Raw genomic sequence first — 24,282 nt, 5'->3', positions numbered from 1 at the left:
GAAGAATCGACACCGTTCGGCGCTAAGCAGGGCATCGCGTGGCAGCGGGCGCCGGGTCGACGGGACGCCTCGCCTCTCTAGATTTGTGAGACGGTCTGGCGTGTAGCGTTTAGCCCCCGTCACCGGGCATTTTTGCGGGCGGGTCTTACGGGAATCGACCAGTTGCGGAGACGCGGCGATCTTGATCTGTGAAATTTTGGGTGGCGCTTGCACCGGTGGGGGACCGGCTTACGGGCGGGCGCGGTCTAGTTTTCTCTAAGTACGAGCATGAGAATGAAATGCATGATCCCTCCACCAGGTAACCACGGTCCAGTTGTGTTGAAGTACCCGCTGGCGGGCAGGTTCCGTGCGCGGAATAGCCCCGCGCGACGGGTGCCAAGTCATGGTACGGATTTGATGGGGACCACTTTCGCCATCGACTTCATCCCCGTGGATTTTCACGGACGGTCAGCCGCCTGGAACTGGCGGGCAGTTGTAGCGACGGAACGACCGGACAGGTTCGTCGGATTCGGTGCGGCCGTAACGGCACCTAGCACTGGCACTGTGGTCATTACTCATGACGGCGAAGACGATCACGAAGCTCGAAGATCGCAACTCACGCTCTTCTCATACATGGCGGGGCAGGCACAGCGCATCCAGCGCGGGGTAGGCGCGATAGCTGGCAATCATGTCGTGATAGCCCTGGGCGATGACGGGCCGTTCGTGTTGATTGCCCACTTGCGCAAGAGTTCGGTCTGCGTCGACGTCGGTGAAGTGGTGGAAAGCGGCCAGGTAATCGGTCAGTGTGGAAACTCAGGGAACAGTACGCAACCGCACGTGCATGTGCAGGTCACCGACAGCACTCAATGGTCCCGAGCGAGGGGAATGCCCATCGCGTTTGAGACCCCGACGGGTGTTGAGCTTCCATCCGAGTCACAGATCATCCTCGTGTCCTGATTAGACGCATCTGCATGCTGGAGGATCCCTGAGCGGGCGCTGTTTCCGCACACCGACGGACATGCTGTCCGGATTCCGTAGGGCCGAAAGTCGCCAGTGGCTGGACTAAGCTCCATGCAATGACATTGTGGCGCTGTGTGGTGCCACGTCTATTGGGGGTAGAAAAGCGTGAAGCATCAAAGTCTGAGGACTGCCGCAGCGGTGACGGCGGTCCTTTTCCTGGGGGCGGCACCGGCCGTGGGGGCTCCTGCCGAGATTCTCGACGTCGGCGGGACACCCCTCGGGGTAGTGGTTGGCAGTGACGGCACAGCGTACGTGGGCGATTACGGCACCGGCGGGATTCGGGTGATACCGCCGGGAGCGTCCCGGCCTTCGCGCACGCTCAGTACGGGTATCAATGTCTCCGGGATCGCATTGGACTCGGACGGCACGTTGTACGTGGCACAGCAGGACAGTGCCTTGGGTGAGGCAGTGGTGGGTGTCATCCCGGCCGGGGCGGCGGGTGTCGTACGGAGCATTCCGGTGTCGGATGGGAACCATCTGATTGCCGCCGGACCCGATGGGACGGTCTTCGTTCCGAACCCTGCCGAGGGCACTGTGTCGGTCATCGCACCCAATGGATCGGCGGTGGACCGCATTGTCACGGTCGGGGCCGGCCCGGTGGAAGTGGCGGTCACGAAGGACGGCACCGCGTTCGTGACGAACCAGTACGGCGGGACGGTCTCGGTGATCCCGGCCGGGGCGAACACCGTCTCGCGGACCATCCAGGTCAGCTCCACGCCCGGGAGGACAGAGAACCCCCACGGGATCGCCGCCGGCCCGGACGGGACGATCTATGTCACCAACATCAGTTCCAATGATGTCGCTGTCATCAAGCCGGGCGCCGACACCGTGGCCTACCGCATCTATGTCCCGGGCGGACCCACGGAGGCCGCCGTCGGGCCGGACGGGGCCCTTTACGTGGCCAGCGCCCTACGTCCCGCCCTGTCCGTAATACCGCCCGGGGCCACAGCGACCGGTCCCTCCATCCCGACAGGGAGCAACCCCGGTCGCCTCGCGGTAGCTCCGGACGGGACCATCATCGTGACGACCCCGGGCAGCGGCGCGGGAAACGGTTCCGTGGCCCGCTACGCCACCGCCGCTGCAGTTGCGGCTTCGGCCCCCGCCCCAGCCTCAGCACCGGTATCCGCCGCGACCCGACCCGGCGACGCGGCGACAACCCCGTGGAGCTCCCCGGCCGGAATCGCTGGAACGGCCGGAGCGGCAGCTCTCGTCATCGCCCTGCTCCTCGTGGCCACGCAGCGCCGGCGAATGGCGTCCCTTCGCGACCGCGCCAGCGGGTCAGAGGAACACCCCGCCGATCACCACAGCGCAGGTTTCTGGAGCGGGCACGCCGATGCAGGCCAAAGCAAGTAATCTGGCCCGAGCGGGCTTAACCGGCTGTCCCGAGCTGATGTGGAAAACCCGGACACTAAACCGTAGCCACAGCTATCCTCGGGTCCACGCCACCCTTTCACCAACTTCGGATGGGCAGTTCGGTCGCAGGCAACGGTGTGCAGAGGTAGGAGGGGTCGCCAGCAATCTATGTATGGCACGCTTCACCCCGCCGAAAGAAGTCAGTCCGAGCCACGATCGTCGCAAACAGGAAATGGCGGAAACACATGCCACTAGAGTTCATGGACATGCTGGCGAAGCCCACTCTTGGTTTCAGCCAGGCACTACTCTCAAATGCGAACCCGGAGTCAGTCCTAAATCGCTGCGCCTGCACGCCGAGTGGTATCGATAGAGTCCCGTAGAGGGATCCCTTACCGGGACAGTCAGCAGGGTCGGCCAGCGTCGGGCTGTATTTCTCTCATGGATGGACAGACCAACGTGAGGTCTGAATCCATGCCGAACTGTGGACAAAGTTTTACTGGGTGTGTACCTATTGAAGGGCCGAGCACCAGACGGGCGGGCTTACCGGATCTGTCGGTGAGTTCCAGCCCGGTCCCGCGTCTTCGGGCACATCCACCATCCGCGCGCGAACTTTGGGGGCACGTTTGAAACTCTTGCTTACATCAGGCGGCGTGACAAACCCGAGCATCCACACGGCGCTCGTGCAGCTTCTCAACAAGCCGCTCGCCCAGTGCCACGCCCTGGTCGTCCCGACGGCTCAGTGGGGTCACCCGATGTGCGGACCGGCATCGGTGCATGACCTACTGGCCGCCGTGCCAGACTCCCGTTACTTGTCCGGCCTGGGCTGGGCGTCCCTCGGCGTTCTCGAGCTCACCGCGCTGCCCACCATCGGGGCGGAGCGATGGGTCCCCTGGCTTCGGGAGGCCGATGTGCTCTTGGTCGACGGCGGCGACGCGACGTACCTGTGCCATTGGATGCGTGAGTCCGGGCTGGCCGACCTGCTGCCGTCGCTGCCCGACACGGTGTGGGTGGGAGTGAGTGCCGGAAGCATGGTGATGACGCCCCGGGTCGGGGAGTACTTCGTCGAGTGGCCGTCCGCGCCGGATGACCGCACCCTGGGAGTGGTGGACTTTTCGATCTTCCCTCACTTGAACGCTTTCCCGACCAACACCCCGGCCCACGCAGACCGGTGGGCCGCCGACCTTGGTGGCCCGGCCTACGCAATCGACGAGCAGACAGCTATCAAGGTCGTCGACGGCTCCGTCGAGGTGGTTTCCGAAGGAGAATGGAAGAAGTTCGGGTGATAGGTGCCCAGCATTTGTGAAGTCGCGTGGCATCGCCATGAAGAAGATCTGTCCGCCGTTCATGCCCCAAAGTCCAAATTGTCCGGGTAGAGGGCCGCTTGAAGGGTGGAACACCCGGAGATGCCCGCGCTGACGAATGCGCCGAGAAGTGCTCCCGTGAATACGGCCCGAATGAAGAGCGGCAACACTATTGTCTTTACTGTTTGCACGCTTCGAGGCCCATATTTCTGCTCTCAGCGCCTCGTCTCGTACCGGTTCAGGACCACGCCGCCGGGAAACGTCCGCGTCTCCATCAGGTTCAGGTTCACCCAGCTGTCCAGCGAGGTGAAGAACGGAGTGCCGCCGCCCACCAGGACCGGATAGGTGGCCAGCGCGTATTCGTCGATCAGGCCGGCCCGCATGGCGGCCCCGGCGAGCGTTGCGCCACCGATGCTCATCGGGCCGCCGTCCCCGGCCTTGAGCCGGGTGATCTCGGCGATCGCGTCGCCGGTGACCAGGCGGGTGTTCCAGTCGACCTTGTCGATCGTCGAGGAGAACACCACCTTCGGCGTGTCCCGCCAGTTCCGCGCGAACTCGATCTCCGCCGGGGTGGCATTGGGCTGCTGGTCGCCGGTCGGCCAGTAGGAGCTCATGGTCTCCCAGAGCTTGCGACCGTACAGCGACAGGCTGCTAGCCCGCTCCTGGTCGAGCCACCACTGGAACAGTTCGTCGCTCGGGTCGCCCCAGCCGATGTCATCACCGGCCGCGGCGATGTAGCCGTCCAGGGTCAGGTTCATGCCGTAGATCAGTTTCCGCATGGCGCCAGCCTTCCGTCTCGTAGTGGTCGAGGGCGCCATTGAACTCTGTCGTCCCGTACATGATGAGCAGCCTCCCGTCCCTCATGGAGCCACCGTAACTGCCAATGATCTGGATGCCACAGCCCCTAGGCCCACGTTTCAACTGAGATGCCCGGATAAGGATCCCCCAACGGGCGATTGGAGCGCCTGGTGAGCCACGGACGTACGGGCAGGATTTACGCTCGCCCCGGAGGAAAACGTCAGGGTGATCCGACTTACCATGTAAGCTCCGGTTCCTGAACAGGACACTCCACGTCAAACCTTGCATCGCCCGACAGCACGAGGAGGAACCCGTTGAACGACCAAAAAGACCAAGCCGCCCAGACGAGCCCCGAGCCTCCCATGGCCGGTGACGAGACCGCCACCCTGCTGGGCTTCTTGGAGCGACAGCGGGCGACCTTCGCTTGGAAGACCGCCGGGCTCGACGCGGCTGGCCTACGGGCGGCGCTCGCCCCATCATCAATGACACTGGGCGGCATGCTCAAGCACTTAGCCCGTTTCGAGGACGACATGTCCACCGAGTGGCTGCATGGCCGCAGGCAACTCCCCCCGTGGAACGCCGTGGACTGGAACGCTGACCCTGACTGGGACTGGAACTCTGCCAGCGACGACTCCTCCGACCAACTCTATGAAAGGTGGCGCGACGCGGTGAGCCGCTCCCGGGGCCTATTCGCGGAGGCGCTGAAGGACGGCGGTCCGGGCCGCCGGGGCACAGTTGCCTCTAACCACAGCCTCGAACTTCCCAGTCTGCGCTACATCCTGCTCAACATGATCGAGGAATACGCGCGACACAACGGCCATGCCGACCTCATACGCGAATCTGTGGACGGTCTGGTGGGACAGGACCCGCCGGGTTAAAGATCTCGTTTTCGGTAAGAGGCAATGACTAGGTGCTGAACTCCGCGGTTCAGTGGCGTTGAGCGCTGCCGTCACCGACAATCGCATGGTCATAGCCAGCACCATCAAAACTGTCGTAGCTACGTCCTAGTCTGAGGGTATGGAAGGCACGGTATGGAGTGCAGAGAGCAGGGAGGCCCTGGCGGCGGTCGCCGCGTCCGTTGCTGCGCTGGCTTCCTTCGCCGACGCCGGGGCGGACCACGGCGATCAGTCCAGCGCCGAGCCGCACCGGGGCACCGGGTCTGATCCGCTGGGGGCTGATCCGTTGCGGGATCTGGCGGATGCCAGCCTGGACGGGCTCGGCGGGGCGGCCCGGGTCGAGGCCCGGTTCGCGGCGCTGAAGGTGCTCCTGACCGCGGACTACGTCCAGGCCACCCGTGCCCAGGCGCCCCCGTCGGAGTCCCTGCAGGATCACTCCGTCCAGGAGATGGTCATGGTCTCCGAGGTCGCCTGTGCCCTGACCATCAGCGAAAGCAGCGCCGGCACCCTGCTGGGCCAGTGCGAGGCCCTGACAACCTCGCTGCCCCTGACCCTGAAGGCGCTGCAGGCCGGGACGATCTCCTGGGCCCACGCCCGGGCCATGGTGGATGAAACCGCGAACCTGGACCCGGCCGGCGCAGCCGCACTGGAGGCGCACTTCCTGGACCCCAACCCGGCCCGGGGCTGCCCGGCCGGGGACCTCGTCCCGCACCGGTTCCGCGGCAAAGCCCGCACCTGGCGGGAACGCCACCACCCGGACAGCATCGAGAAACGCCACAGCAAAAGCGCCAAGGACCGGCGGGTCGAGTTCCGCCCGGACTCTGACGGGATGGCCTGGTTCTCCGCGTACCTGCCGGCCGATACCGCCGCGGGGATCTGGGACCGGACCACCGCCGCCGCCCGCGCCCTCCAGGGCCCGGACGAGGCACGCACCCTGACCCAGCTCCGCGCCGACATCGCCGCCACCTTGCTCCTGAACACCGGCACCGACGGCAACGGCCTTGCCGGGGATGTGCCGGTCCCGCGCGCACAGGTCCTCATCACCGTCCCGGTACTATCCCTCCTCGGCGCCACCGAGGAACCGGCGATGCTCGACGGAGACGGTCCGATCCCGCCGTCCATGGCCCGCCGCCTGGTCGCCGACGGCGCCGACTCCTTCCACCGGGTCCTGATCGATCCCCGCGACGGGGCCCCGCTGGAAATCGGCCGGACCAGCTACCGCCTCACGAAGACCATGCGCCAATGGCTCCGGCTCCGCGACGGCAGATGCCCCTTCCCCGGGTGCAACAACCCGTCCCTGGACAACGACGCCGACCATCTTCTGGCCTGGGCCGACGGCGGCACGACGGGCCTCACCAACCTCGGCCAGCCCTGCCGCAAACACCACCGCCTCAAACACGCCTCAGCCTGGACACCCTCCGGGGCCAGCAAAGACACACCGCCAGGCTGGACTTCCCCGTCAGGCCGGTACTATCCCAGCGAACAGCAGGACTGGGGACCACCCCACTGGCCACCCGGCACCCTGGAAACGTTCGCGGACCCAAACGGAGACTCGGAAACGGACGCAGCCCCGGACCGGGGCCTCCCCGCGGCTCCAGGCTGGGATCCCGACCTGGACCTGCCGCCGGACCCCGACCGGGATCCAAACCTGGAACTGCCGCCGGACCCCTTCCCAGACTGGTGCGTATTCACGGCCGGGCACCCCTGGCCGGCCGAAGAAACCGACCGCCCGGGCCTGTCTCTGATTTAGTGCCTGACGGGTTGGCGTGCTGGACCATGTCGCCGATTGTCGTCCGGGCGCGTGGTCGAGGAGAGCGGATCGAATCGTTGAGGCTCCGACGGGAAGCCATCGCGGCCGGGTCGTTCGCCGCGCCGTATAGCCAGCTAGCGCCGTCGGGCGGTTAAGCCCAGGCGGGAAGCGCCGCTTAGGCGATTTCCCGCACGCCGTCCGGTGTTGGACGGTCCTGGTGTTCAACCGGGCATTCAGGGTCGGCGGCCTTTGCCGCGGGCTGTTCGACCGTGATGCCGTACAGGGCCTCCAGGGCGGCGACGTAGTCTTCCTGCTGGCCGTTGGCGGCGAGCTCGCGTGCCCGGACCGTGGGGACGTGCAGGAGCTGCTTGACCATCCGGCGGAGCGCGAACTCGACTTCCTCGGCCGCGGCGGTGCAGCCGTGGCGGGCCCGGACCTTTTCCATTTCCGTGTCCAGCACGTTCATGGTGTGCCGACGCAGGGCGACAATGGCCGAGTCCACCGAGCGGGCCTCGCGTTCTTGCTCGAACGCGCTGGCCGCGCCGGCCACAATGCTGCTGGCCTGGGCCAGCGATTCGGCCTGTTCTTGCGGGGCGGCCAGGCGGACCGATTCCAGCGTGAGCAGTTCGACGCCGTCGAGTCCGCCGACGGCGGGATCAAAATCGTGCGTGAGGGCGAGGTCGATGGCGATCAGCGGCTGGGGCGAGGACGCCCGGACCGTGGCCAGTTCCGATGCTTCAACGCGGGTGTCCGCGCCGCTGCAGCCGATCATGACGTCGGCGGCGGCGACGGCCGCCGGGAGGCTCTCGCCGTCCAGCGCGGTCCCGCCGCGGGTGGCGACAAAACCGGCGGCACGGCCGGAGGAGGAGTATACGGAGACGTCCGTGCAGCCGCGCTCTCGCAGCAGCGACATGGTGGCGCCGGCGTAGGCGCCGGTGCCGAACACCACGACCTTTTTGGTGGACCAGTCGGGGCCTTCGGACAGCTCGGTGGCGAGGTCGAGGGCCACGGAGACCACGGAGAGGCCCCGGGCGCCGAGGGCGGTCTGGGCCCCGACGTCCTTGGCGGTCTTCGACGCCGCCTGGAAGAGCCGGACGAGTCCGGCGCTGGCCGTGCCTTCATGCTGCGCCGTAATCAGGGCCCGGCGGACCTGTCCGGCGATTTCGCGTTCGCCGACGACGGCGGAGTCCAGTCCGGAGCTGACGGAGAACAGGTGCCGGGTGACGTCCGCGCCTGTGCGGGTGCTGAAGGAACGCGCCACGAGCTGTTCGTTGAGTCCGGTGGAGCCGCTGAGCTGGGCGATAAGGGCGAGGCGGGCGTCCTCGACGTCGTCCTGCCGGGGCGCCTCACCGTAGATCTCGAAGCGGTTGCAGGTGGCAAGCACAATGGCACCCGCCACGGCCGGCGATCCGGCGAGGGCGGATGTGGCGAGCTCTGAAGCGCCGGTGCTCAGCTGAGCAACGGTCTCGAGATCGATGTCGGCGTGGGTCGCCACCAGAGAAAAAAGAACCACAGCATCACAATCATAGCTTTTTCGTTCCCCTGTAGAACAACTGCCCGGCGTGGGAATGCCCACGCGCGGCTGTGATTCCCGCCACGGCCGGGTCGCGGCCCCGGTCGCTGTCCATGCCGGTGACAGGCTGTCGTTATCTTTTGGGGCTGATTTTCGGCACAATCGAAGTCATGACTCCTCGCGCTGCGGCAACTCCTGAACTCTCCGGCCTTGACGCCGGGCACCCTCTGATGGATGGCCGCACCGCGGATTCCCCGCTGATCACCGCCTACCGCGGCGGCAAGCCCTCCCGCCGTCCGGTGTGGTTCATGCGCCAGGCCGGCCGCTCGCTGCCCGAATACCTCAAGCTGCGTGAGGGGGTCGCGATGCTGGACTCCTGCCTGCGCCCGGAGCTGGCCTCCGAGATCACCCTGCAGCCGGTCCGCCGCCACGACGTCGACGCCGCCATCTTCTTTTCCGACATCGTCATTCCGCTCAAGCTGGCCGGAGTCGGCGTGGACATCGTCCCGGGCGTCGGTCCCGTGCTGGAGAAGCCGGTCCGCACCGCGGCCGACGTCGCCGCCCTGCCCGAGCTGACCTGGGAGGCTCTCGAGCCCATCCGCGAGGCCGTCCGGCTCACCGTCGCCCAGCTGGGAAAGACCCCGCTGATCGGCTTCGCCGGCGCGCCGTTCACCCTCGCGGCGTACATGGTGGAGGGGAAGCCTTCCCGCGACCACCTCGGCCCGCGCACCATGATGCACGCCGACCCGGAGACCTGGACCGCGCTGGCCAACTGGGCCGCGGACGCCTCCGGCATGTTCCTCCGCGCCCAGCTGGAGGCCGGCGCCTCCGCCGGCCAGCTCTTCGACTCCTGGGCAGGATCCCTCGGCCTGGCCGACTACAAACGCTTCGTCGCCCCGGCCTCCTCCCGCGCCCTGGACCACGTGCGTGACCTCGGCGCCCCGCTGGTCCACTTCGGCACCGGCACCTCGGAGCTACTCGTCGCCATGCGCGACGTCGGCGTCGACGTCGTCGGGGTGGACTACCGGCTGCCGCTGGACGAAGCCAACCGCCGGCTGGGCGGCACGGTGCCTCTGCAGGGCAACATCGATCCGGCCCTGCTGTCCGCGCCGTGGGAGGTGCTGGAGGCCCACGTCCGCGACGTCATCGCCGCCGGCGCTGCAGCCCCCGGCCACGTGCTGAACCTCGGCCACGGCGTGCCGCCGGAAACCGATCCGGACGTGCTGACGCGCGTCGTCGCACTCATCCACTCGATCTCCCCGGAGTAAAAGCGTGGAGGCAGCCCGCGGCACTACCGGGGACACCGCAGCACCCACAGCCGTGGTGGTGGGCGGCGGGATCTCCGGCCTGCTGGCCGCGCGCGAACTGGCCCGCGCCGGCGTCCGGACCACGGTCCTGGAGGCCTCCGGTGAGTGGGGCGGATGTGTCGGCAGCCACGTTGTGGCCGGCCTGACCCTGGACAGCGGCGCCGAGTCCTTTGCCACGCGCTCCTCCGCCGTGGCGGATCTCGCCGCCGAACTCGACCTGACCGGGAAGATCGTCGCCCCACGGCCGGGCGGCGCCTGGGTCCAGTTGCCGGACGGCCCGCGCGAACTTCCGCGCACCGGAGTCCTTGGCATCCCGGCCAGTCCCTGGGACCCGGAAGTCCGCCGCTCCCTCGGCCTCCTCGGTTCGCTCCGGGCCTCGCTCGACAAGCTGCTGCCCGCATCACTGGGTACCCGGGACGAGGCCACGAGCGTCTCGGCCCTGGTCCGCGCGCGGATGGGCCGGCGCGTGCTCGAACGGCTCGTGGCGCCCGTCGTCGGCGGTGTCCACTCCGCGGACCCGGACGTCCTCGACATCGACATGGTCGCCCCCGGCCTGCGCGCCGGGATCCGGGACCACGGGTCCCTCGCCGCCGCCGTCGGGGCGCAGCGTCGCGGAGCCCCGGCCGGGGGAGGGGCGGTCCCGGGGGCGCCGTCGCCGGGGCCGCAGAAGGCGGGATCCGCCGTCGCAGGCCTGCGCGGCGGGATGCACACCCTAATCCTGGCCCTGCTGTCCGAGCTGCGCCGCCAGGGCGTGTCACTGCTCGGCGGCACCCGGGCCGAGGCCGTGGAGCGCACAGCCAGCGGCTGGCGGGTTGCCGCGGGCGGCACCGCCTACGACGCCGGGCTCCTTGTCGTCGCCGTGGAAGGCCCGGCCGCCATCGAACTGCTCTCCGGCGCCCTGCCGGAGCTGGACGGCCGCCGCCCCGAGACCGGACCCGACGTCAGCCTGGTCACCCTCGTGGTGGACCTCCCCCAGCTCGACGCCCGGCCGCGCGGCACCGGAGTCCTGGTCGCACCGCAGAGTCCCGGAATCCAGGCCAAGGCCCTCACCCACGCCACCGCCAAATGGGACTGGCTGGCCGACCAGGCCGGCCCCGGCACCCACGTTGTCCGGCTGTCCTACGGCCGCGGCGACGCCCGGCACGGAGCCCCAGCCGGGCTGGAGCCCCGCACCGACGCGGAGCTGTTCGAGGCGGCCCTGCAGGACGCCTCCACCCTGCTCTCCGTTCCGGTCACCGCCGGCGACGTGGTGGACTGGGACGTCGTGCGCTGGGGCGGCGCCCTGCCGTTCGCCTCGCTCGGACACAAACGCCGCGTCGCGGAGGTGCGCAGCATCTGCGCGGCGGACGGCACCCTGGCGGTCGTGGGCGGCTGGCTCGCCGGCAACGGCCTGGCCGCGATCGTCGCCGACACGCCGAACCAGGTCCGCCAGCTGCTGCCCTGACGGGCGCCGAAGCCCGTCATCCGGGTACCAGGCCGGCCGCCCTGGCACCCACAAAAAAGGGGAAACGGCAAATTTTCCCCGACGTCCGCCGACGGCTAAGGTCGATGACCATGGTTACTCACAGGTCCAACGTCCAAAAAACGCAGACCGGTCACCATGGGGGACTTCGGCGCGGCACGGCGGCTGCTGCGCTCGGAGTGGTGCTGGCTCTCTCCGCGGGCGCGCCCGCCGCGCAAGCGGCCGCGGGCGTGTCCGCTTCTGCCTCCACTGCCGCCACGACGGACCTGCTGTCCCTCGACCTTGCTAACCTGTTTGACGGCCTGCTGGCGCCGGCCAAGCCCACGCCGAGCCCTTCGCCGTCGAGTCCTTCGCCGCAGCCAACTGCCTCCGATGATCCTGAGGAGCCGGAGCCGGAGCCGGAGCCGGAACCAAGCCGCAGCCCCAAACCATCGCCCACGCGGACCGTGAGTCCGCAGCCCGTGGCGCCTCCCGCACCTGCGGTTCCCGAGCCCACCACGTCGGCGGCGCCTGCGGTTCCCGCCCCCGGCGAAGCGACCGCAGGACCCGCCCCGGAGGCAGAGCCCGATTCGGCCGCCAAAGCTCCGGGAGGAGTCCCGGAGGAGGATGCGCCGGCCGCGTTCACGTCGCCCGCGGAAGCCCCCGCGGCTCCGTCCAGTGCGGTCCCAGCGTCCCCCACAGCCGCGGCTGGTTCCGGGACGGCTTCGGCCAAGCCCCGCACGGGGAGCACCTCGATGGAGGCGACGTCGACGCGTGAACCTGCCGGACCGTCCCCGCTGCTCGGCCTGGGCATCGCCCTTGTGGCCCTGTCCGGAATCGCCGGCGTCGTGGTGCTGCGGATGCGCCGCGTCTGACCGCCGTACGGCCGCCCCGACGCGCCGAATCCGCCGCGGGAATCCCCATCGATGTGAAATGAAGCACTTCTACGCGTTGTAGAAGTGCTTCATTTCGACTTAGCCAAGGGGAAGGGGCAGACTGGTATCCATGAGCCACACTTCTGCCGAAACTGTCACTAAAACTGAATCAGCCAGCGAAGAATCAGTCGAGCAGTTCTTCACACTCTGGACGGTTTTCAAGCGCTCCGCCGACGTGCTCCGCAGCGGCGATGCTGCCGAGGAATACGAAGCCCTCACCGCGCGGCTGGCCGAAGCCGGCGTGGTCCACCGCGGCAGCTACGACGTTTCAGCGATGCGCGCGGATGCCGACATCATGGTCTGGCTGCATGGTCCCCAGCCGGAAGCCCTGCAGCGCGCGGTCCGCGACATCCGCCGCAGCAAGCTGTTCACCGGCACGGAGATCGCCTGGTCCGCCATGGGAGTGCACCGGGAGGCCGAGTTCGCCAAGAACCACACCCCCGCCTTCTCCCGCGGCGTGGAGCCGGCAGAGTGGCTCTGCGTCTACCCCTTCGTCCGCTCCTACGAGTGGTACCTGCTGCCCGACGCCGAACGCGGAGCCATGCTGCGCGACCACGGCCTGCTGGGCCGGGACTTCCCCCAGGTCATCTCCAACACGGTGTCATCCTTCGCCCTCGGCGACTGGGAATGGATCCTGGGCCTGGAGGCCCCGGAACTGGTTGACCTCGTGGACCTGATGCGCCACCTGCGCGCCACCGAGGCCCGCCACCACGTCCGCGAAGAAATCCCGTTCTACACCGGCCGCCGGGTCAGCGCCGCCGAGATTGTCGAGGTCCTGTCATGAGCCCGCTGGATCCGCAAAGCGCTGTCGCTGCCGACACCAGTATCAACGAGGTGACCGAAGCAGGCAGGATGGCGCCGAAGGACTACGACGCCGTGCTGCTCGCCTCCTTCGGCGGCCCGGAAGGCCAGGACGACGTCCTTCCGTTCCTGCGCAACGTCACGCGCGGCCGCGGCATCCCGGATGAGCGCCTCGAAGAGGTCTCGCACCACTACCGCGCCAACGGTGGGATCAGCCCGATCAACCAGCAGAACCGTGAGCTCAAGGCCGGCATGGAGGCCGAACTTGCCGCCCGCGGGATCGGGCTGCCGGTCTTCTGGGGCAACCGGAACTGGGCCCCCTACATCCCGCAGACCCTCCAGGACATCTACGACGCCGGGCACCGCAAGGTCCTGATGGTCACCACCAGCGCCTACTCCTGCTACTCCAGCTGCCGCCAGTACCGCGAGGACATCGGCATCGCGCTGACCGAAACTGGCCTTGACGGACGGCTCGAAGTCGACAAGGTCCGCCAGTACTTCGACCACCCCGGCTTCGTCGAACCGTTTGTTGAAGGCACCGCCGCCGGCCTCGCCGACGTCCGCGCCCAGCTGGCCGCGGCCGGCACCCCGGACGCCCCGGTGCACATCCTGTTCGCCACGCACTCCATCCCCACCCGCGACGCCGAAGCGGCGGGCCGCTCCGACGCTGAACCGCGCCACTTCGAGGAGGACTCCGCCTACGTCGCGCAGCACCTTGCCTCCGGCACCGAGGTTATCCGCCGGGTGGAGGCCGGGACCGGCGACACCGCCCCCTGGTCCCTCGTCTACCAGTCCCGCTCCGGTGCCCCGCACGTGCCGTGGCTGGAACCGGACATCAACGACGCCATCGAGGAACTCGCCGGCCAGGGCATCAAGGGCATCGTGATCGTGCCGCTCGGCTTCGTCAGCGACCACATGGAAGTCGTCTGGGACCTCGACACCGAGGCCCTGGAAACCTGTGCCCGGCTGGGCCTCGCAGCCACACGGGTCCCGACGCCCGGGACGCACCGGAAGTTCGTGGCCGGGCTCGTGGACCTGATCTGCGAGCGGACCGCCGACAACAACGTCGCCGACCGCCCGCACCTGACCAAGCTCGGACCGTGGTACGACGTGTGCCGTCCGGGCTGCTGCGCCAACTTCCGCGGCGAGAAGCCGACCATCGCGGGCGCCGACACCACCACCGGCACCGGCCACGACCCCTACCCGGCGGCCGCCGCTGCCGCTGGCACGCCCGTCCCGGCGGCGGGTCAGGACGCACCGTGACCGTCCGGATCGGAACCCGCGCCAGCAAACTGGCCCTCACGCAGACGCAGCAGACCGCGGACCAACTGGCCGCCGTGGGCGGGTTCCCCGTTGAGTTGGTCCACATCCGGACCGACGGCGACGTCCTCACCGGGTCGCTGTCGCAGATGGGCGGCACCGGCGTCTTCGTCGCTGCCCTGCGCGATGCCCTGCTGCAGGACCGCTGCGACGTCGCGGTCCACTCGCTCAAGGACCTCCCCACCGGCGCAGCCCTCGGGCTGACGCTCGCGGCGACGCCGAAACGCGCCGACGTCCGTGATGTGCTCTGCGCCCGCGACGGGCTCAAGCTCGCCGACCTGCCCACCGGCGCCACCGTCGGCACGGGCTCGCCCCGGCGCGCAGCCCAGCTGCGGGCCGCCCGCCCGGACCTGGACATCCGTGACATCCGCGGCAACGTGGACACCCGGCTCGGCCGCGTCCCCGGACTGCCGGGCAACACCACCGACGCCGTGGTGGAAGGCAAAACCTGCGACCTCGACGCCGTCGTTCTCGCCGCCGCCGGACTGCACCGGATCGGCCGGCTCGACGCCGTCAGCGAGTACCTCGAGACCGACGTGATGCTGCCCGCCGCCGGGCAGGGCTCCCTCGCGATCGAGTGCCGTTCCGCCGACGCGCCGCGCAAGGCGGGGTCCACCGAAGGCTCGCAGGGCGTGCTCGCGCAGGCCCTCGCCGCCCTCGACGATCCCGACACGCGGCTCGCCGTGACCGCCGAACGGGCGCTCCTTGCCCGCCTCGAAGCCGGCTGTGCCGCGCCGGTGGGTGCCTACGCGTTCCGCAAGGGCAGCCTGCTGTACCTTGAGGCCGTGGTCTGCGCCGTCGACGGAACAGCCTCGATCCGGGACAAGAAGGCCACCGACGGACTGACCGAGGTCGGGGCAACCCTGCTCGGGATCGAACTGGCCGAAGTCCTGCTGGCCCGCGGCGCCGCCGACATCGCGGACCTGGCCGCCTCCTGAACGGCGGAAACCATCAGGTCATGGGACGGCACAACGGCCGCAACGACATGGACAGGCAACCCGTGGTGAGGGTGCCCGAGGGCGCCCGCGTTCTCGTAGCGCGCAGCCCGGACCGAGCCGGGGACCTGGTCGCGGCCCTGCGCAAGGTGGGCGCCGATCCGCTGCTGCTGCCCCTCATCGACTTTGAGCTCGCCCGTGACCAGCACTCCCTGGACGTCGCCTTCGACGCCCTCGGCGCCGGTGCCTACGCGTGGCTCGTGGTCAGCAGCGTGACCACGGTCCAGGCGCTCGAGGCCAAGGCTGCCGAGCGGGGAACGACCCTCAGCCGCTGGCTGCCGGGCAGCCTCCTCGTCGCCACGATCGGGCCCGCCACACGCCGTTTCCTCGAATCCCGGGGCGTTGCGGTCGATCTCGCACCCACGGGGCAGCAGTCCGGGGCCGGGCTCATCGATATCTGGCCCGAGCACCAGGGCAGCGTGCTGCTGCCGCAGGCCGACATCGCCGACCCCCGGCTCCGCCGCGGACTCGAGGCCCGGGGCGCCTTCGTGCAGGCCGTGACCGCCTACCGCACCGTGGATTACCCGGCCGACCCGGGACGCAGCCTCGCCGCGTGCCAGCCCGCCATGCCGCGCGGGCAGGATGCAGCCGCCTCACCGCACTTGGAAAATGCGGCCGCCGTGCTCACCCCCGACCAAGCGAAAACCGAAATCGGCGCCGGACGGCTCGCCGCCGTCGTCGCCGCTTCCCCCAGCGCGGCCCGGCGTATCCACGAGGACCTCGCCCCGCTGGGCGGCTGCCAATTCGTCGCAATCGGACGGTCCACCGCCGCCGAGGCGGAGTCGCTCGGCCTTACCGTCGCCGCCGTCGCCGAGGAACCCACCGCCTCCGGCCTGGTCGCCGCCGTCGTCCGGTCCCTGGCCGGCCGGCCGTCCCCACCACCCCAGCCAGCCGCAGAGCCCACAGCAAAGGACACCGTATGAGCTTCCCGACCCACCGCCCCCGCCGGCTCCGCACCACCCCGGCCATGCGCCGGCTGACGGCCGAACACCGCCTCGCGGCCTCGGAACTCATCCTGCCCGCTTTCATCCGCGAAGGCCTGACCGAGCCGAACCCCATCGCCTCGATGCCCGGCGTGCAGCAGCACACCGCGGACACCCTGAAGCGCGCCGCCAGCGAGGCCGTGGAGCTCGGCGTCGGCGGCATCATGCTCTTCGGCATCCCCGCCGTCCGCGACGCCGCCGGCAGCGCCTCACTGGACCCCGACGGCGTGCTGAACAAGGCCATCCGGGACGTCCGCGCCGAGGTCGGGGACGACCTCGTCATCATGAGCGACGTCTGCCTGGACGAATTCACCGACCACGGGCACTGCGGTGTCCTCGACGCCCACGGGTACGTGGACAACGACGCCACGCTCGAAATCTACGGCCGGATGGCCGTGGCGCAGGCGGAGGCCGGTGCCCACGTGCTCGGCCCGTCCGGGATGATGGACGGGCAGATCGGCGTGATCCGGCAGGCCCTCGAGGACGCCGGCCACACCAACACCGCCGTCGTCGCCTACGCCGCGAAATACGCCTCCGCCTTCTACGGGCCGTTCCGCGAGGCCGTGGATTCCCAGCTCAAGGGCGACCGCCGCACCTACCAGATGGACGCCGCGAACCGGCGCGAAGCGATCCTCGAAGTCGAACTGGACCTCGCCGAGGGGGCCGACATGGTCATGGTGAAGCCCGCCATGAGCTACCTCGACATCCTCGCCGACGTCGCCGCCATGAGTTCCGTGCCGGTCGCCGCCTACCAGATCTCCGGTGAGTACTCGATGATCGAGGCCGCCGCAGCCAACGGCTGGATCGACCGCCGGGCCGCGATCACCGAATCCGTGCTGGGCATCAAACGTGCCGGGGCCAACATGGTCCTGACGTACTGGGCGAGCGAGCTCGCCGGCTGGCTGAAGGAGTCCTGATGGGCACGTCGACCGACCCGGCTTCCGGGTCCAACCCCACGGCGCCGGTGGGCCCGGGGCGCATCCTGCTGGGCCTGAACACCTTCGGCGACGTCGGGGTCTTCCCCGACGGGCACCCCGTCCCGCAGGCCCAGGTGCTGCGCCAACTGCTGGAACAGGCCGAACTCGCGGACGAAGTGGGACTCCATGCCTTCGGCGTGGGGGAGCACCACCGCCGCGACTTCGCCGTGTCCGCCCCCGAGGTGTTCCTCGCCGCGGCCGCCGCCCGGACCAAGAGGATCCGGCTCGGCTCGGCCGTCACCGTCCTGAGTTCCGATGACCCCATCCGCGTCTTCCAGCGCTTCTCCACCGTGGACGCCCTGTCCAACGGCCGCGCCGAGGTCATGCTGGGCCGCGGCTCCTTCATCGAATCCTTCCCGCTCTTCGGCCTCGACCTGGCCGACTACGACGTCCTGTTCGAGGAGAAGCTCGAGCTCTTCGACAAGGCCCGGGCCCAGCAGCCCATCCACTGGGAGGGCCGCACCCGCCCGGCCATCAACGGGCTTAGCGCCTACCCGCCGCTGGAACACCACCTGCTGCCCGCCTGGATCGGGGTCGGCGGGACGCCCGAATCGGTGCTCCGCTGCGCCGAATACGGCTATCCGATCATCTTCGCGATCATCGGCGGACAGCCGCGGTCCTTCGCCCCGCTGGCGAACCTCTACCGCGAGGCAATGGCGAAATACGGCCACCCGATGCAGCAGATGGCCACACACTCACCCGGCCACGTTGCCGAGACCGACGAGGAGGCGCGGGAGGAGTTCTTCCCGCACTGGCTCGGCCAGCGCAACCTGATCGGCGCCGAGCGCGGCTGGGGCCCTGGCAACCGGGCCGAGTTCGACGCCATGTGCACCCCCGAGGGCGCCCTCTACGTCGGCTCCCCGGACACCGTGGCGGCGAAGATCGTGCTGCTCAAAAGGAACCTGGCCGTGGACCGCTTCGACCTCAAGTACAGCAACGGCACGCTGCCGCACAAGGCGATGATGCGCTCGATCGAGCTGTTCGGCACCGAGGTGGCCCCCCGGGTGGCCGCCCGGCTGGCCGCGGCCACCCCGCAGAACTGAACTGAAAGAATAGGAACCATGACTTCCAGCCACCCTCGCAACGAGGAACTCTTCGACCGCGCCCGCCAACTGATGCCGGGCGGCGTCAACTCGCCCGTCCGCGCCTTCGGCTCAGTCGGCGGGACGCCGCGTTTTATGGTCTCCGCCAAGGGCCCGTACCTGACGGACGCCGACGGCGCCGAGTACGTCGACCTGGTCTGCTCCTGGGGCCCGGCGCTGCTGGGACACGCCCACCCGGCGGTCCTCGCCGCCGTGCACGCCGCGGTGGACCGCGGGCTGTCCTTCGGGGCATCCACCCCGGACGAAGCCAACCTCGCGGCGATCGTGCAGGAACGCGTCCCCGCCGCCGAGCGCGTCCGGATGGTCTCCACTGGCACCGAGGCGACCATGACGGCTGTCCGGCTGGCCCGCGGCTTCACCGGCCGGGACCTCATCATTAAGTTCGCCGGCTGCTACCACGGCCACCTCGACGGGCTGCTCGCCGCGGCCGGCTCCGGCCTCGCCACCCTGGCGCTGCCGGGCTCCGCCGGCGTTACGGCCGCCACCGCCGCCGAGACCCTCGTGCTGCCCTACAACGACCTCGCCGCCGTCGAGGCCGCCTTCGCCAAGCACGGCGACAACATCGCCGCCGTCATCACCGAGGCGGCCCCCGCCAACATGGGTGTTGTCACCCCGGGTGAGGGCTTCAACGCGGGACTGTCCCGCATCACGCGCGAGCACGGCGCCCTGCTGATCCTCGACGAGGTCCTCACCGGCTTCCGTACCGGGTACTCCGGCTACTGGGGACTCACCGGCGGCGCGGCTGACGCTGCCCAGCCGTGGACCCCGGACCTGCTCACCTTCGGGAAGGTCATCGGCGGCGGATTGCCGACGGCGGCCCTCGCCGGCCGCGCCGAGGTCTTGGACTACCTCGCGCCGCTCGGCCCGGTCTACCAGGCCGGCACCCTGTCCGGGAACCCGGTGGCGATGGCCGCCGGCGTCGCGACCCTGACCCACGCCACCCCCGAGGTCTACTCGTTTGTGGACGCCCGCTCGCTGGAGCTCTCCGCGGCACTGTCGGCGGCCCTGGACACGGCCGGGGTGGACCACTCGATCCAGCGTGCCGGGAACCTGTTCTCGGTGGCCTTCGGCACGTCCGCCCGGGGAGTGCACAACTACGACGACGCCCAGGGCCAGGAAGTGTTCCGCTACGCCCCGTTCTTCCACTCCATGCTGGACTCCGGGGTGTACCTGCCGCCATCGGTCTTCGAAGCCTGGTTCCTGTCCGCGGCGCACGACGACGCCGCGATGAACCGGATCTTCGACGCCCTGCCCGCCGCCGCCAAGGCCGCCGCCGCCGCGCAGGCCTAGGGCAGAAAGCAGCACGGCATCCGGTTCCGGGACCGTCGTTAAAACACTGAGGGCACCCGCCGCGGCGGGTGCCCTCAGTAGTTGGAAACGTTGTTGGTCCGAGGCTAGAAGGCCACGGTCACGTCACCGTTGGGCCATTCCTTCTCGATGAACGCCTTGACCTCGGGGGAGTGCAGGAGCTCGTCGAGCTTCTTGATCCGGACGTCATCCTTGGAGTCCTCGCGCCAGGCCAGGAAGTTCGCGTAGGGGTTGTTCTCCACGGACTCCACCGCGAGGGCGTCCTTGGTGCTCAGGCCGGCTTTCAGGATGAAGTTGCCGTTGATCAGGGCCAGGTCCACCGACGGGTCCTTGAGGTCGTTGATCAGCAGTTCCGGCTGGTTTTCGGAGAACTTCAGCTTCTTGGGGTTCTGCTCGTCGGTGAGCGTCAGCACGGAGGAGTCGTCCTTGATGTCCTTGACCAGGCCTGCGACCTGGAGAACCTTGAGGGCTCGGACCTGGTTGGACGGGTCATTGGTGATGGCAACCTTGGCGCCGTCCTGGATGTCCTGGATGTCCTGGACCTTCTCGGAGAACGCGGCGTAGGGCTCAATATGCACGCCTTCGCCGTGGCCGAACTTGTAGCCCTTGGTGGTGACCTGATCTTCGTACCAGGGCAGGTGCTGGTAGTAGTTGGCGTCCAGGGAACCGTCGCTCAGCGCGGTGTTGGGCGTCTGGTAATCCTCGATCTCCTTGATGTCCAGTTTCAGGCCGGCCTTCGGGGCCAGGTCCTGGTTGATGAACTCAAGGATCTTCGCCTGCGGCACGGGGCTGGCGCCGACCGTGAGCGTGGCGGGATTTGCCGGGTCGAGGGTCGTGACCTGGGCGCTGGGGGTGGACGAACCACCGCAAGCCGTCAGCGCCAGGGCAGTGACAATGCCGGTGGCCAGGAGGGTAAGTGACTTACGCATTGGATGCGTTCCTTTCGAAGTAGCTGGATTCACGACGTCGGCGCCGTAATCCGCGCAGGTGCAGGGGGCGGCTACCCGCTGCAGGTTGGTGGTGCAGGAATCGGCGGGCCGGCCGGGGTCGGGCCGGACTGCCGGTGTCTGTGGCCGCTGGAGCCGGGATGCGTCAGCGGTGGTCGAGGCCGCGGGAGATCCGCTCGCCGACCAGCTGGATGATCTGGACCAGGACAATGATCAGCACGATGGTGACGAGCATGACCGTGACGTCGAAGCGCTGGAAGCCGTAGTTGTAGGCGAGTTTTCCGAGGCCGCCGCCGCCGACGAGCCCGGCCATGGCGGAGTAGCCCACCAGCGTGACCACCGTGGTGGTGGCGGCCGCGACGAGGGCGGGGAGGGATTCGCGCAGCATCACCTTGTTGATGACCTGCATCTTGGTGGACCCCATTACCTGCGCGGCGTCGATCTTGCCGTGGTGCACGTCGCGGAGGCAGTTTTCCACCAGCCGGGCGAAGAACGGGATGGTGCCGATCGAGAGGGATACCGAAGCGGCGACAGGGCCGAGGCTGGTGCCGGTCAGGGTACGGGCCACCGGAATGAGCGCCACCATCAGGATGGCGAACGGGATGGAACGGGTGATATTGACGATCACGTCGCTGAGGATCCGGTTCGTGACCGGCATCGGGCGGAGTCCGCCCGGGGCAGAGACGTGCAGGAACACACCAAGCGGCAGCCCGATCAGCACGGTAAAGAAGGACGAGATCCCCACCATTTGCAGGGTTTCGATGATGGCTTCGGGCAGGGCCTTGGCCAGGACGGGATTGCTGAAGATGTCGTTCATGAGTTACCTCCCTGTTCCCCGGTGGAGGGGACAGAGGTTGGGAGCGCCGCGTCGGCGAAGTCAGGGGCGGGTGCTGCGGGGGCCGCGCGCTTCGCGGAGATGCCACGCTCGTGCAGGTACGCGAGGACGGCGTCCAAGTCTGCATTTTCCGTCAGCTGGACGCGCAGGTGGCCGAACTGCTGGCCGCCGAGGGTTTCGACGCTGCCGGCCAGGACATTGATGTCAATGTCGAAATGCCGGGCGACGCCGGTGAGGACAGGCTCCTTGGCGCTGTCGCCGGAGAAGAGAATCTCCAGCACCGGCCCGCGCTGCAGGGCGCCCGGCAGGGGCTCCGAGGGCGGAAGGGGGAGCAATGCGCGTGCCAGCATGCTGTCCAGGTCACCGGCCACGTCCTGCAGGTCGCCGTGTTCGACGATGCGGCCGCGGGAGAGCAGGGACACCGATCCGCAGACGCGCTTCACGACGTTCATCTCGTGCGTGATGATCAGCACGGTGAGCTGAAGGCGCTTGGTGAGGTCCTGGATCAGGTCGAGGATCTCATCCGTGGTGGTCGGGTCCAGAGCCGAAGTCGGCTCGTCACAGAGCAGGACGTCGGGGTCCGAGGCCAGGGCCCTGGCGATGCCCACGCGCTGGCGCTGGCCGCCCGAAAGCTGCGAGGGATAGGCGTTCTCGAAACCCTCGAGCCCAACAAGTTTCAGGAGTTCGGCGACCCGGGTCCTGATTTGGTCCTTCGGGGTCTTGACCAGTTCCAGCGGATGCGCCACGTTCCCGGCCGCAGTCCGGGAATCCATGAGGTTCGCGTGCTGGAAGACCATCCCGATGCGCCGCCGCGCGGCGCGGATCTCCGAGTCCCGGACGGAGCTGAGCTCGGTGCCGTCGATGCTGACGGAACCCGACGTCGGACGGTCCAGCAGGGTAAGGCAGCGCACGAGGGTCGATTTGCCGGCACCGGAGTGGCCGATGATTCCGTGAATGGATCCCTTTGGCACGGAGAGGGTGACGCCGTCGAGGGCCACCACTTCCTTTTTGCCCTGCTGGTAGACCTTGCGCAGGTCGGTAACTGTGATCATTGATCCCTTGGCGGTTTGGGGTGGGCGCGGCATAACACGCGCCAGAGTCTGAACTAAATTATGTCAGGGCCGCCATGTGGCATCTACTTGCGCATAAAGTTCGTCACAAAGGGTCGATCCGTTTAGAAAATTCGGGAAATTGCGGGAGCGTCAGGACCTCGCGGCCCTGCGTCCCCGGTAGGCGGAATCCCTGCAAGGACTTAGCGGTGATGGCGCCGTCAGGGCGGGCTGTGATTTCCGTCCCAACCCCTTGTGCGCGGCCGGCCGCGCTGGTCTGCCGGCGTCCGTCAGAGCCTAGAAGTCCCCGCGGCTGGCGTCCTCGGGCGGCAGCACCGGCCAGTCGCCTTCGATCACGGCTGCGGGCTTGGTCTTGCGCAGGTAGCTCTGGAAATCGGAGGCCTGGGCGGAGGCCCACTCGATCTGCAGCTGGTGCAGGTGGCTGGCCGGCATCCGAAGCTTGGGGAACTTCCCGGCCATGGCGTCGAGCATGCGCAGGGTTGCCAGGGCGTCGGCGGCCGAGGTGTGGGCGTTGTCCAGGTTCACCCCGTACTCCTCGCAGAGGGCTGTGAGGGTGCGCTTGCCCTTGCGGTACCGGTCCACCTGCTTGTTCATGATGTACGGATCCAGCACCGGGAAGCGGCTCAGCTGCGGCACGCCGTAACGGGCCGACTCGGCGGCGAGCACGGTGAAGTCGTAACTGGCGTTGAACGCGATGACCGGCACGCCTGTGTCGAACAGGTCCTGGAGCACCGCGGCGACTTCCCGCGTCACCTCCGCGGCAGGACGGCCTTCGCTGCGGGCACGCTCCGTCGTGACGCCATGGATGTCGCTGGCCTCCGTCGGAATCTCGACGCCCGGATCGGCGAGCCATTCGTGTTCCTTGACGATCCCGCCGTCGGCATCCACCACCGTGATGGACGCGGTGACAATCCGCGCGGAGCGGGAGTTCCGCCCGGTGGTTTCAAGGTCGAAGGCTGCGCGGGGGAGGGTGTTCCAAGTGCTCATGCTTCAACGCTACCTGCTGCCACCGACAGAAATGCGCCACCACCCCGGGCCCGGTCCGGCGTCACTGCGCCCCTGCAGGGAACGCCCGACGGCGCCCCGCTCCGGCCGCGCGTTCCGGTGCCCCGGCCGCTAGGCTTGTGCCATGCGGATGGAGTATGTGGAGGCGGTGCTGGACGTGGTGGCACTGATCCCCGCAGGCGTAGCGGTGGCGTACGGTGACGTCGCCGAGCTCCTTGGATCCGGCGGCCCCCGGCAGATCGGGTCCGTCATGAGCCACCACGGCAGTTCCGTGCCCTGGTGGCGGGTCCTGAAGGCCAGCGGTGACGCGCCCCCCGGGCACGAGCGTGAGGCCCTTACCCTGTACATCCTGGAAGGAACCCCGCTGCTGGGAAATTATGCGGAGTACCTCCGCACCGGCGAGGGACGCTGGCGCGTGGACCTGATGGCCGCCCGCTGGGCCCCGAGCGACGGCGAGTTCGACCGGATCGACGCCGTGGCCGAGCGGCTGGAACGGTCCTTGCGTAAACTGTCGGCCCCGAATGATGAAATGACTGTGTGAGCATCCCCAGCAACAACCCCGCGTCCCTCCAGCCCACACCAACACACCCCGCACCAACGCACCCCACACCACCGCAGCACGCCGCCACCGCGCCCGCCAAGAGC

Annotated in this window: 22 protein-coding genes; 16 read left to right on the top strand and 6 right to left on the bottom strand. The window is 68.7% G+C overall.

Annotated elements, in window-relative coordinates; genetic code table 11:
• Positions 1-672: 672 nt before the first annotated feature.
• From ABIC21_RS16445 to ABIC21_RS16435, 3 genes are all read left to right on the top strand, one after another.
• Positions 673-936 (top strand): M23 family metallopeptidase, encoded by a 264-nt coding sequence (locus ABIC21_RS16445; RefSeq protein WP_354351474.1) that lies wholly within the window; start codon positions 673-675, stop codon positions 934-936.
• Positions 937-1,137: 201 nt separating this feature from the next.
• Positions 1,138-2,352 (top strand): virginiamycin B lyase family protein, encoded by a 1,215-nt coding sequence (locus ABIC21_RS16440; RefSeq protein ID WP_354351441.1) that lies wholly within the window; start codon positions 1,138-1,140, stop codon positions 2,350-2,352.
• Between the two features lie 623 nt (positions 2,353-2,975).
• Positions 2,976-3,635, top strand: a complete 660-nt coding sequence (locus ABIC21_RS16435) for a Type 1 glutamine amidotransferase-like domain-containing protein (RefSeq protein WP_354351440.1) — start codon at positions 2,976-2,978, stop codon at positions 3,633-3,635.
• Between the two features lie 233 nt (positions 3,636-3,868).
• Here ABIC21_RS16435 and ABIC21_RS16430 read toward each other — a convergent pair whose 3' ends face one another.
• Positions 3,869-4,432 carry a dihydrofolate reductase family protein gene (locus ABIC21_RS16430; protein WP_354351439.1) on the bottom strand — a complete coding sequence of 188 codons (564 nt, stop codon included), beginning with the start codon at positions 4,430-4,432 and terminating at the stop codon, positions 3,869-3,871.
• Positions 4,433-4,765: 333 nt separating this feature from the next.
• Here ABIC21_RS16430 and ABIC21_RS16425 point away from each other — a divergent pair, with 333 nt between their 5' ends.
• Together ABIC21_RS16425 and ABIC21_RS16420 are read left to right on the top strand one after the other, a co-directional pair.
• Positions 4,766-5,329, top strand: a complete 564-nt coding sequence (locus ABIC21_RS16425; protein ID WP_354351438.1) for a DinB family protein — start codon at positions 4,766-4,768, stop codon at positions 5,327-5,329.
• A gap of 139 nt (positions 5,330-5,468) precedes the next feature.
• Positions 5,469-7,097 (top strand): HNH endonuclease signature motif containing protein, encoded by a 1,629-nt coding sequence (locus ABIC21_RS16420; RefSeq protein ID WP_354351437.1) that lies wholly within the window; start codon positions 5,469-5,471, stop codon positions 7,095-7,097.
• Between the two features lie 175 nt (positions 7,098-7,272).
• Here the strand turns inward: ABIC21_RS16420 and ABIC21_RS16415 are convergent, their stop codons facing one another.
• On the bottom strand, positions 7,273-8,610 hold the full coding sequence (locus tag ABIC21_RS16415) for a glutamyl-tRNA reductase (protein ID WP_354351436.1): 1,338 nt from the start codon (positions 8,608-8,610) through the stop codon (positions 7,273-7,275).
• Between the two features lie 170 nt (positions 8,611-8,780).
• Here ABIC21_RS16415 and hemE point away from each other — a divergent pair, with 170 nt between their 5' ends.
• The 10 genes from hemE (at position 8,781) to hemL (ending at position 19,762) form a co-directional block, all read left to right on the top strand.
• Positions 8,781-9,878, top strand: coding sequence for a uroporphyrinogen decarboxylase (hemE, locus tag ABIC21_RS16410; RefSeq protein ID WP_354351435.1), 1,098 nt, complete (start codon positions 8,781-8,783; stop codon positions 9,876-9,878).
• Between the two features lie 4 nt (positions 9,879-9,882).
• Positions 9,883-11,361: a protoporphyrinogen oxidase gene (gene hemG, locus ABIC21_RS16405; RefSeq protein ID WP_354351434.1), complete on the top strand. Its 1,479-nt coding sequence runs from the start codon at positions 9,883-9,885 to the stop codon at positions 11,359-11,361.
• A gap of 110 nt (positions 11,362-11,471) precedes the next feature.
• Positions 11,472-12,233: a hypothetical protein gene (locus ABIC21_RS16400; RefSeq protein ID WP_354351433.1), complete on the top strand. Its 762-nt coding sequence runs from the start codon at positions 11,472-11,474 to the stop codon at positions 12,231-12,233.
• A gap of 130 nt (positions 12,234-12,363) precedes the next feature.
• Positions 12,364-13,077 carry a hydrogen peroxide-dependent heme synthase gene (gene hemQ, locus ABIC21_RS16395; protein ID WP_354351432.1) on the top strand — a complete coding sequence of 238 codons (714 nt, stop codon included), beginning with the start codon at positions 12,364-12,366 and terminating at the stop codon, positions 13,075-13,077.
• Entirely contained in the window at positions 13,074-14,357 is a 1,284-nt protein-coding gene (locus tag ABIC21_RS16390) for a ferrochelatase (RefSeq protein ID WP_354351431.1), read from the top strand. Before hemQ ends, ABIC21_RS16390 begins: the two co-directional genes overlap by 4 nt.
• Entirely contained in the window at positions 14,354-15,352 is a 999-nt protein-coding gene (hemC, locus tag ABIC21_RS16385; protein ID WP_354351430.1) for a hydroxymethylbilane synthase, read from the top strand. The genes ABIC21_RS16390 and hemC overlap by 4 nt, the downstream gene beginning before the upstream one ends.
• Before the next feature lie 20 nt (positions 15,353-15,372).
• Entirely contained in the window at positions 15,373-16,332 is a 960-nt protein-coding gene (locus ABIC21_RS16380; protein ID WP_354351429.1) for a uroporphyrinogen-III synthase, read from the top strand.
• Positions 16,329-17,309 (top strand): porphobilinogen synthase, encoded by a 981-nt coding sequence (gene hemB / locus ABIC21_RS16375; RefSeq protein WP_354351428.1) that lies wholly within the window; start codon positions 16,329-16,331, stop codon positions 17,307-17,309. The genes ABIC21_RS16380 and hemB overlap by 4 nt, the downstream gene beginning before the upstream one ends.
• Positions 17,309-18,412, top strand: a complete 1,104-nt coding sequence (locus ABIC21_RS16370; protein ID WP_354351427.1) for an LLM class flavin-dependent oxidoreductase — start codon at positions 17,309-17,311, stop codon at positions 18,410-18,412. The genes hemB and ABIC21_RS16370 overlap by 1 nt, the downstream gene beginning before the upstream one ends.
• Positions 18,413-18,430: 18 nt before the next feature.
• On the top strand, positions 18,431-19,762 hold the full coding sequence (gene hemL / locus ABIC21_RS16365) for a glutamate-1-semialdehyde 2,1-aminomutase (protein ID WP_354351426.1): 1,332 nt from the start codon (positions 18,431-18,433) through the stop codon (positions 19,760-19,762).
• A 104-nt stretch (positions 19,763-19,866) separates the two neighbouring features.
• Here the strand turns inward: hemL and ABIC21_RS16360 are convergent, their stop codons facing one another.
• From ABIC21_RS16360 to ABIC21_RS16345, 4 genes are all read right to left on the bottom strand, one after another.
• A complete protein-coding gene (locus tag ABIC21_RS16360; protein ID WP_354351425.1) occupies positions 19,867-20,709 on the bottom strand; it encodes a MetQ/NlpA family ABC transporter substrate-binding protein in 843 nt (280 codons plus the stop codon).
• A 163-nt stretch (positions 20,710-20,872) separates the two neighbouring features.
• Complete coding sequence (locus ABIC21_RS16355; protein WP_354351424.1) at positions 20,873-21,544, bottom strand: methionine ABC transporter permease; 672 nt, start codon at positions 21,542-21,544, stop codon at positions 20,873-20,875.
• On the bottom strand, positions 21,541-22,614 hold the full coding sequence (locus ABIC21_RS16350) for a methionine ABC transporter ATP-binding protein (RefSeq protein ID WP_354351423.1): 1,074 nt from the start codon (positions 22,612-22,614) through the stop codon (positions 21,541-21,543). The genes ABIC21_RS16355 and ABIC21_RS16350 overlap by 4 nt, the downstream gene beginning before the upstream one ends.
• A gap of 294 nt (positions 22,615-22,908) precedes the next feature.
• Positions 22,909-23,619 carry a 3'-5' exonuclease gene (locus ABIC21_RS16345; protein ID WP_354351422.1) on the bottom strand — a complete coding sequence of 237 codons (711 nt, stop codon included), beginning with the start codon at positions 23,617-23,619 and terminating at the stop codon, positions 22,909-22,911.
• Positions 23,620-23,761: 142 nt separating this feature from the next.
• On the opposite strand from ABIC21_RS16345, the gene ABIC21_RS16340 reads away from it, so the two are divergent.
• Complete coding sequence (locus ABIC21_RS16340; RefSeq protein WP_354351421.1) at positions 23,762-24,178, top strand: MGMT family protein; 417 nt, start codon at positions 23,762-23,764, stop codon at positions 24,176-24,178.
• Positions 24,179-24,282: the final 104 nt, after the last annotated feature.

It is taken from the genome of Pseudarthrobacter sp. PvP090 (assembly GCF_040547365.1).
Lineage (GTDB): Bacteria > Actinomycetota > Actinomycetes > Actinomycetales > Micrococcaceae > Arthrobacter.
The sequence above is the reverse complement of the archived record's forward strand: the minus strand, read 5'-3'. Positions and strand labels throughout refer to the sequence as shown.

What these genes read in the sequence shown, in the direction of transcription:
- ABIC21_RS16420 (WP_354351437.1), top strand. Translation starts at nt 5,469, where the DNA reads ATGGAAGGCACGGTATGGAGTGCAGAGAGCAGGGAGGCCCTGGCGGCG.
- ABIC21_RS16400 (WP_354351433.1), top strand. Translation starts at nt 11,472, where the DNA reads ATGGTTACTCACAGGTCCAACGTCCAAAAAACGCAGACCGGTCACCAT.
- ABIC21_RS16380 (WP_354351429.1), top strand. Translation starts at nt 15,373, where the DNA reads ATGGGACGGCACAACGGCCGCAACGACATGGACAGGCAACCCGTGGTG.
- ABIC21_RS16360 (WP_354351425.1), bottom strand. Translation starts at nt 20,709, where the DNA reads ATGCGTAAGTCACTTACCCTCCTGGCCACCGGCATTGTCACTGCCCTG.
- ABIC21_RS16345 (WP_354351422.1), bottom strand. Translation starts at nt 23,619, where the DNA reads ATGAGCACTTGGAACACCCTCCCCCGCGCAGCCTTCGACCTTGAAACC.
- ABIC21_RS16355 (WP_354351424.1), bottom strand. Translation starts at nt 21,544, where the DNA reads ATGAACGACATCTTCAGCAATCCCGTCCTGGCCAAGGCCCTGCCCGAA.
- ABIC21_RS16370 (WP_354351427.1), top strand. Translation starts at nt 17,309, where the DNA reads ATGGGCACGTCGACCGACCCGGCTTCCGGGTCCAACCCCACGGCGCCG.
- ABIC21_RS16390 (WP_354351431.1), top strand. Translation starts at nt 13,074, where the DNA reads ATGAGCCCGCTGGATCCGCAAAGCGCTGTCGCTGCCGACACCAGTATC.
- ABIC21_RS16350 (WP_354351423.1), bottom strand. Translation starts at nt 22,614, where the DNA reads ATGATCACAGTTACCGACCTGCGCAAGGTCTACCAGCAGGGCAAAAAG.
- ABIC21_RS16340 (WP_354351421.1), top strand. Translation starts at nt 23,762, where the DNA reads ATGCGGATGGAGTATGTGGAGGCGGTGCTGGACGTGGTGGCACTGATC.
- hemQ (WP_354351432.1), top strand. Translation starts at nt 12,364, where the DNA reads ATGAGCCACACTTCTGCCGAAACTGTCACTAAAACTGAATCAGCCAGC.
- hemL (WP_354351426.1), top strand. Translation starts at nt 18,431, where the DNA reads ATGACTTCCAGCCACCCTCGCAACGAGGAACTCTTCGACCGCGCCCGC.
- hemE (WP_354351435.1), top strand. Translation starts at nt 8,781, where the DNA reads ATGACTCCTCGCGCTGCGGCAACTCCTGAACTCTCCGGCCTTGACGCC.
- ABIC21_RS16430 (WP_354351439.1), bottom strand. Translation starts at nt 4,432, where the DNA reads ATGCGGAAACTGATCTACGGCATGAACCTGACCCTGGACGGCTACATC.
- hemB (WP_354351428.1), top strand. Translation starts at nt 16,329, where the DNA reads ATGAGCTTCCCGACCCACCGCCCCCGCCGGCTCCGCACCACCCCGGCC.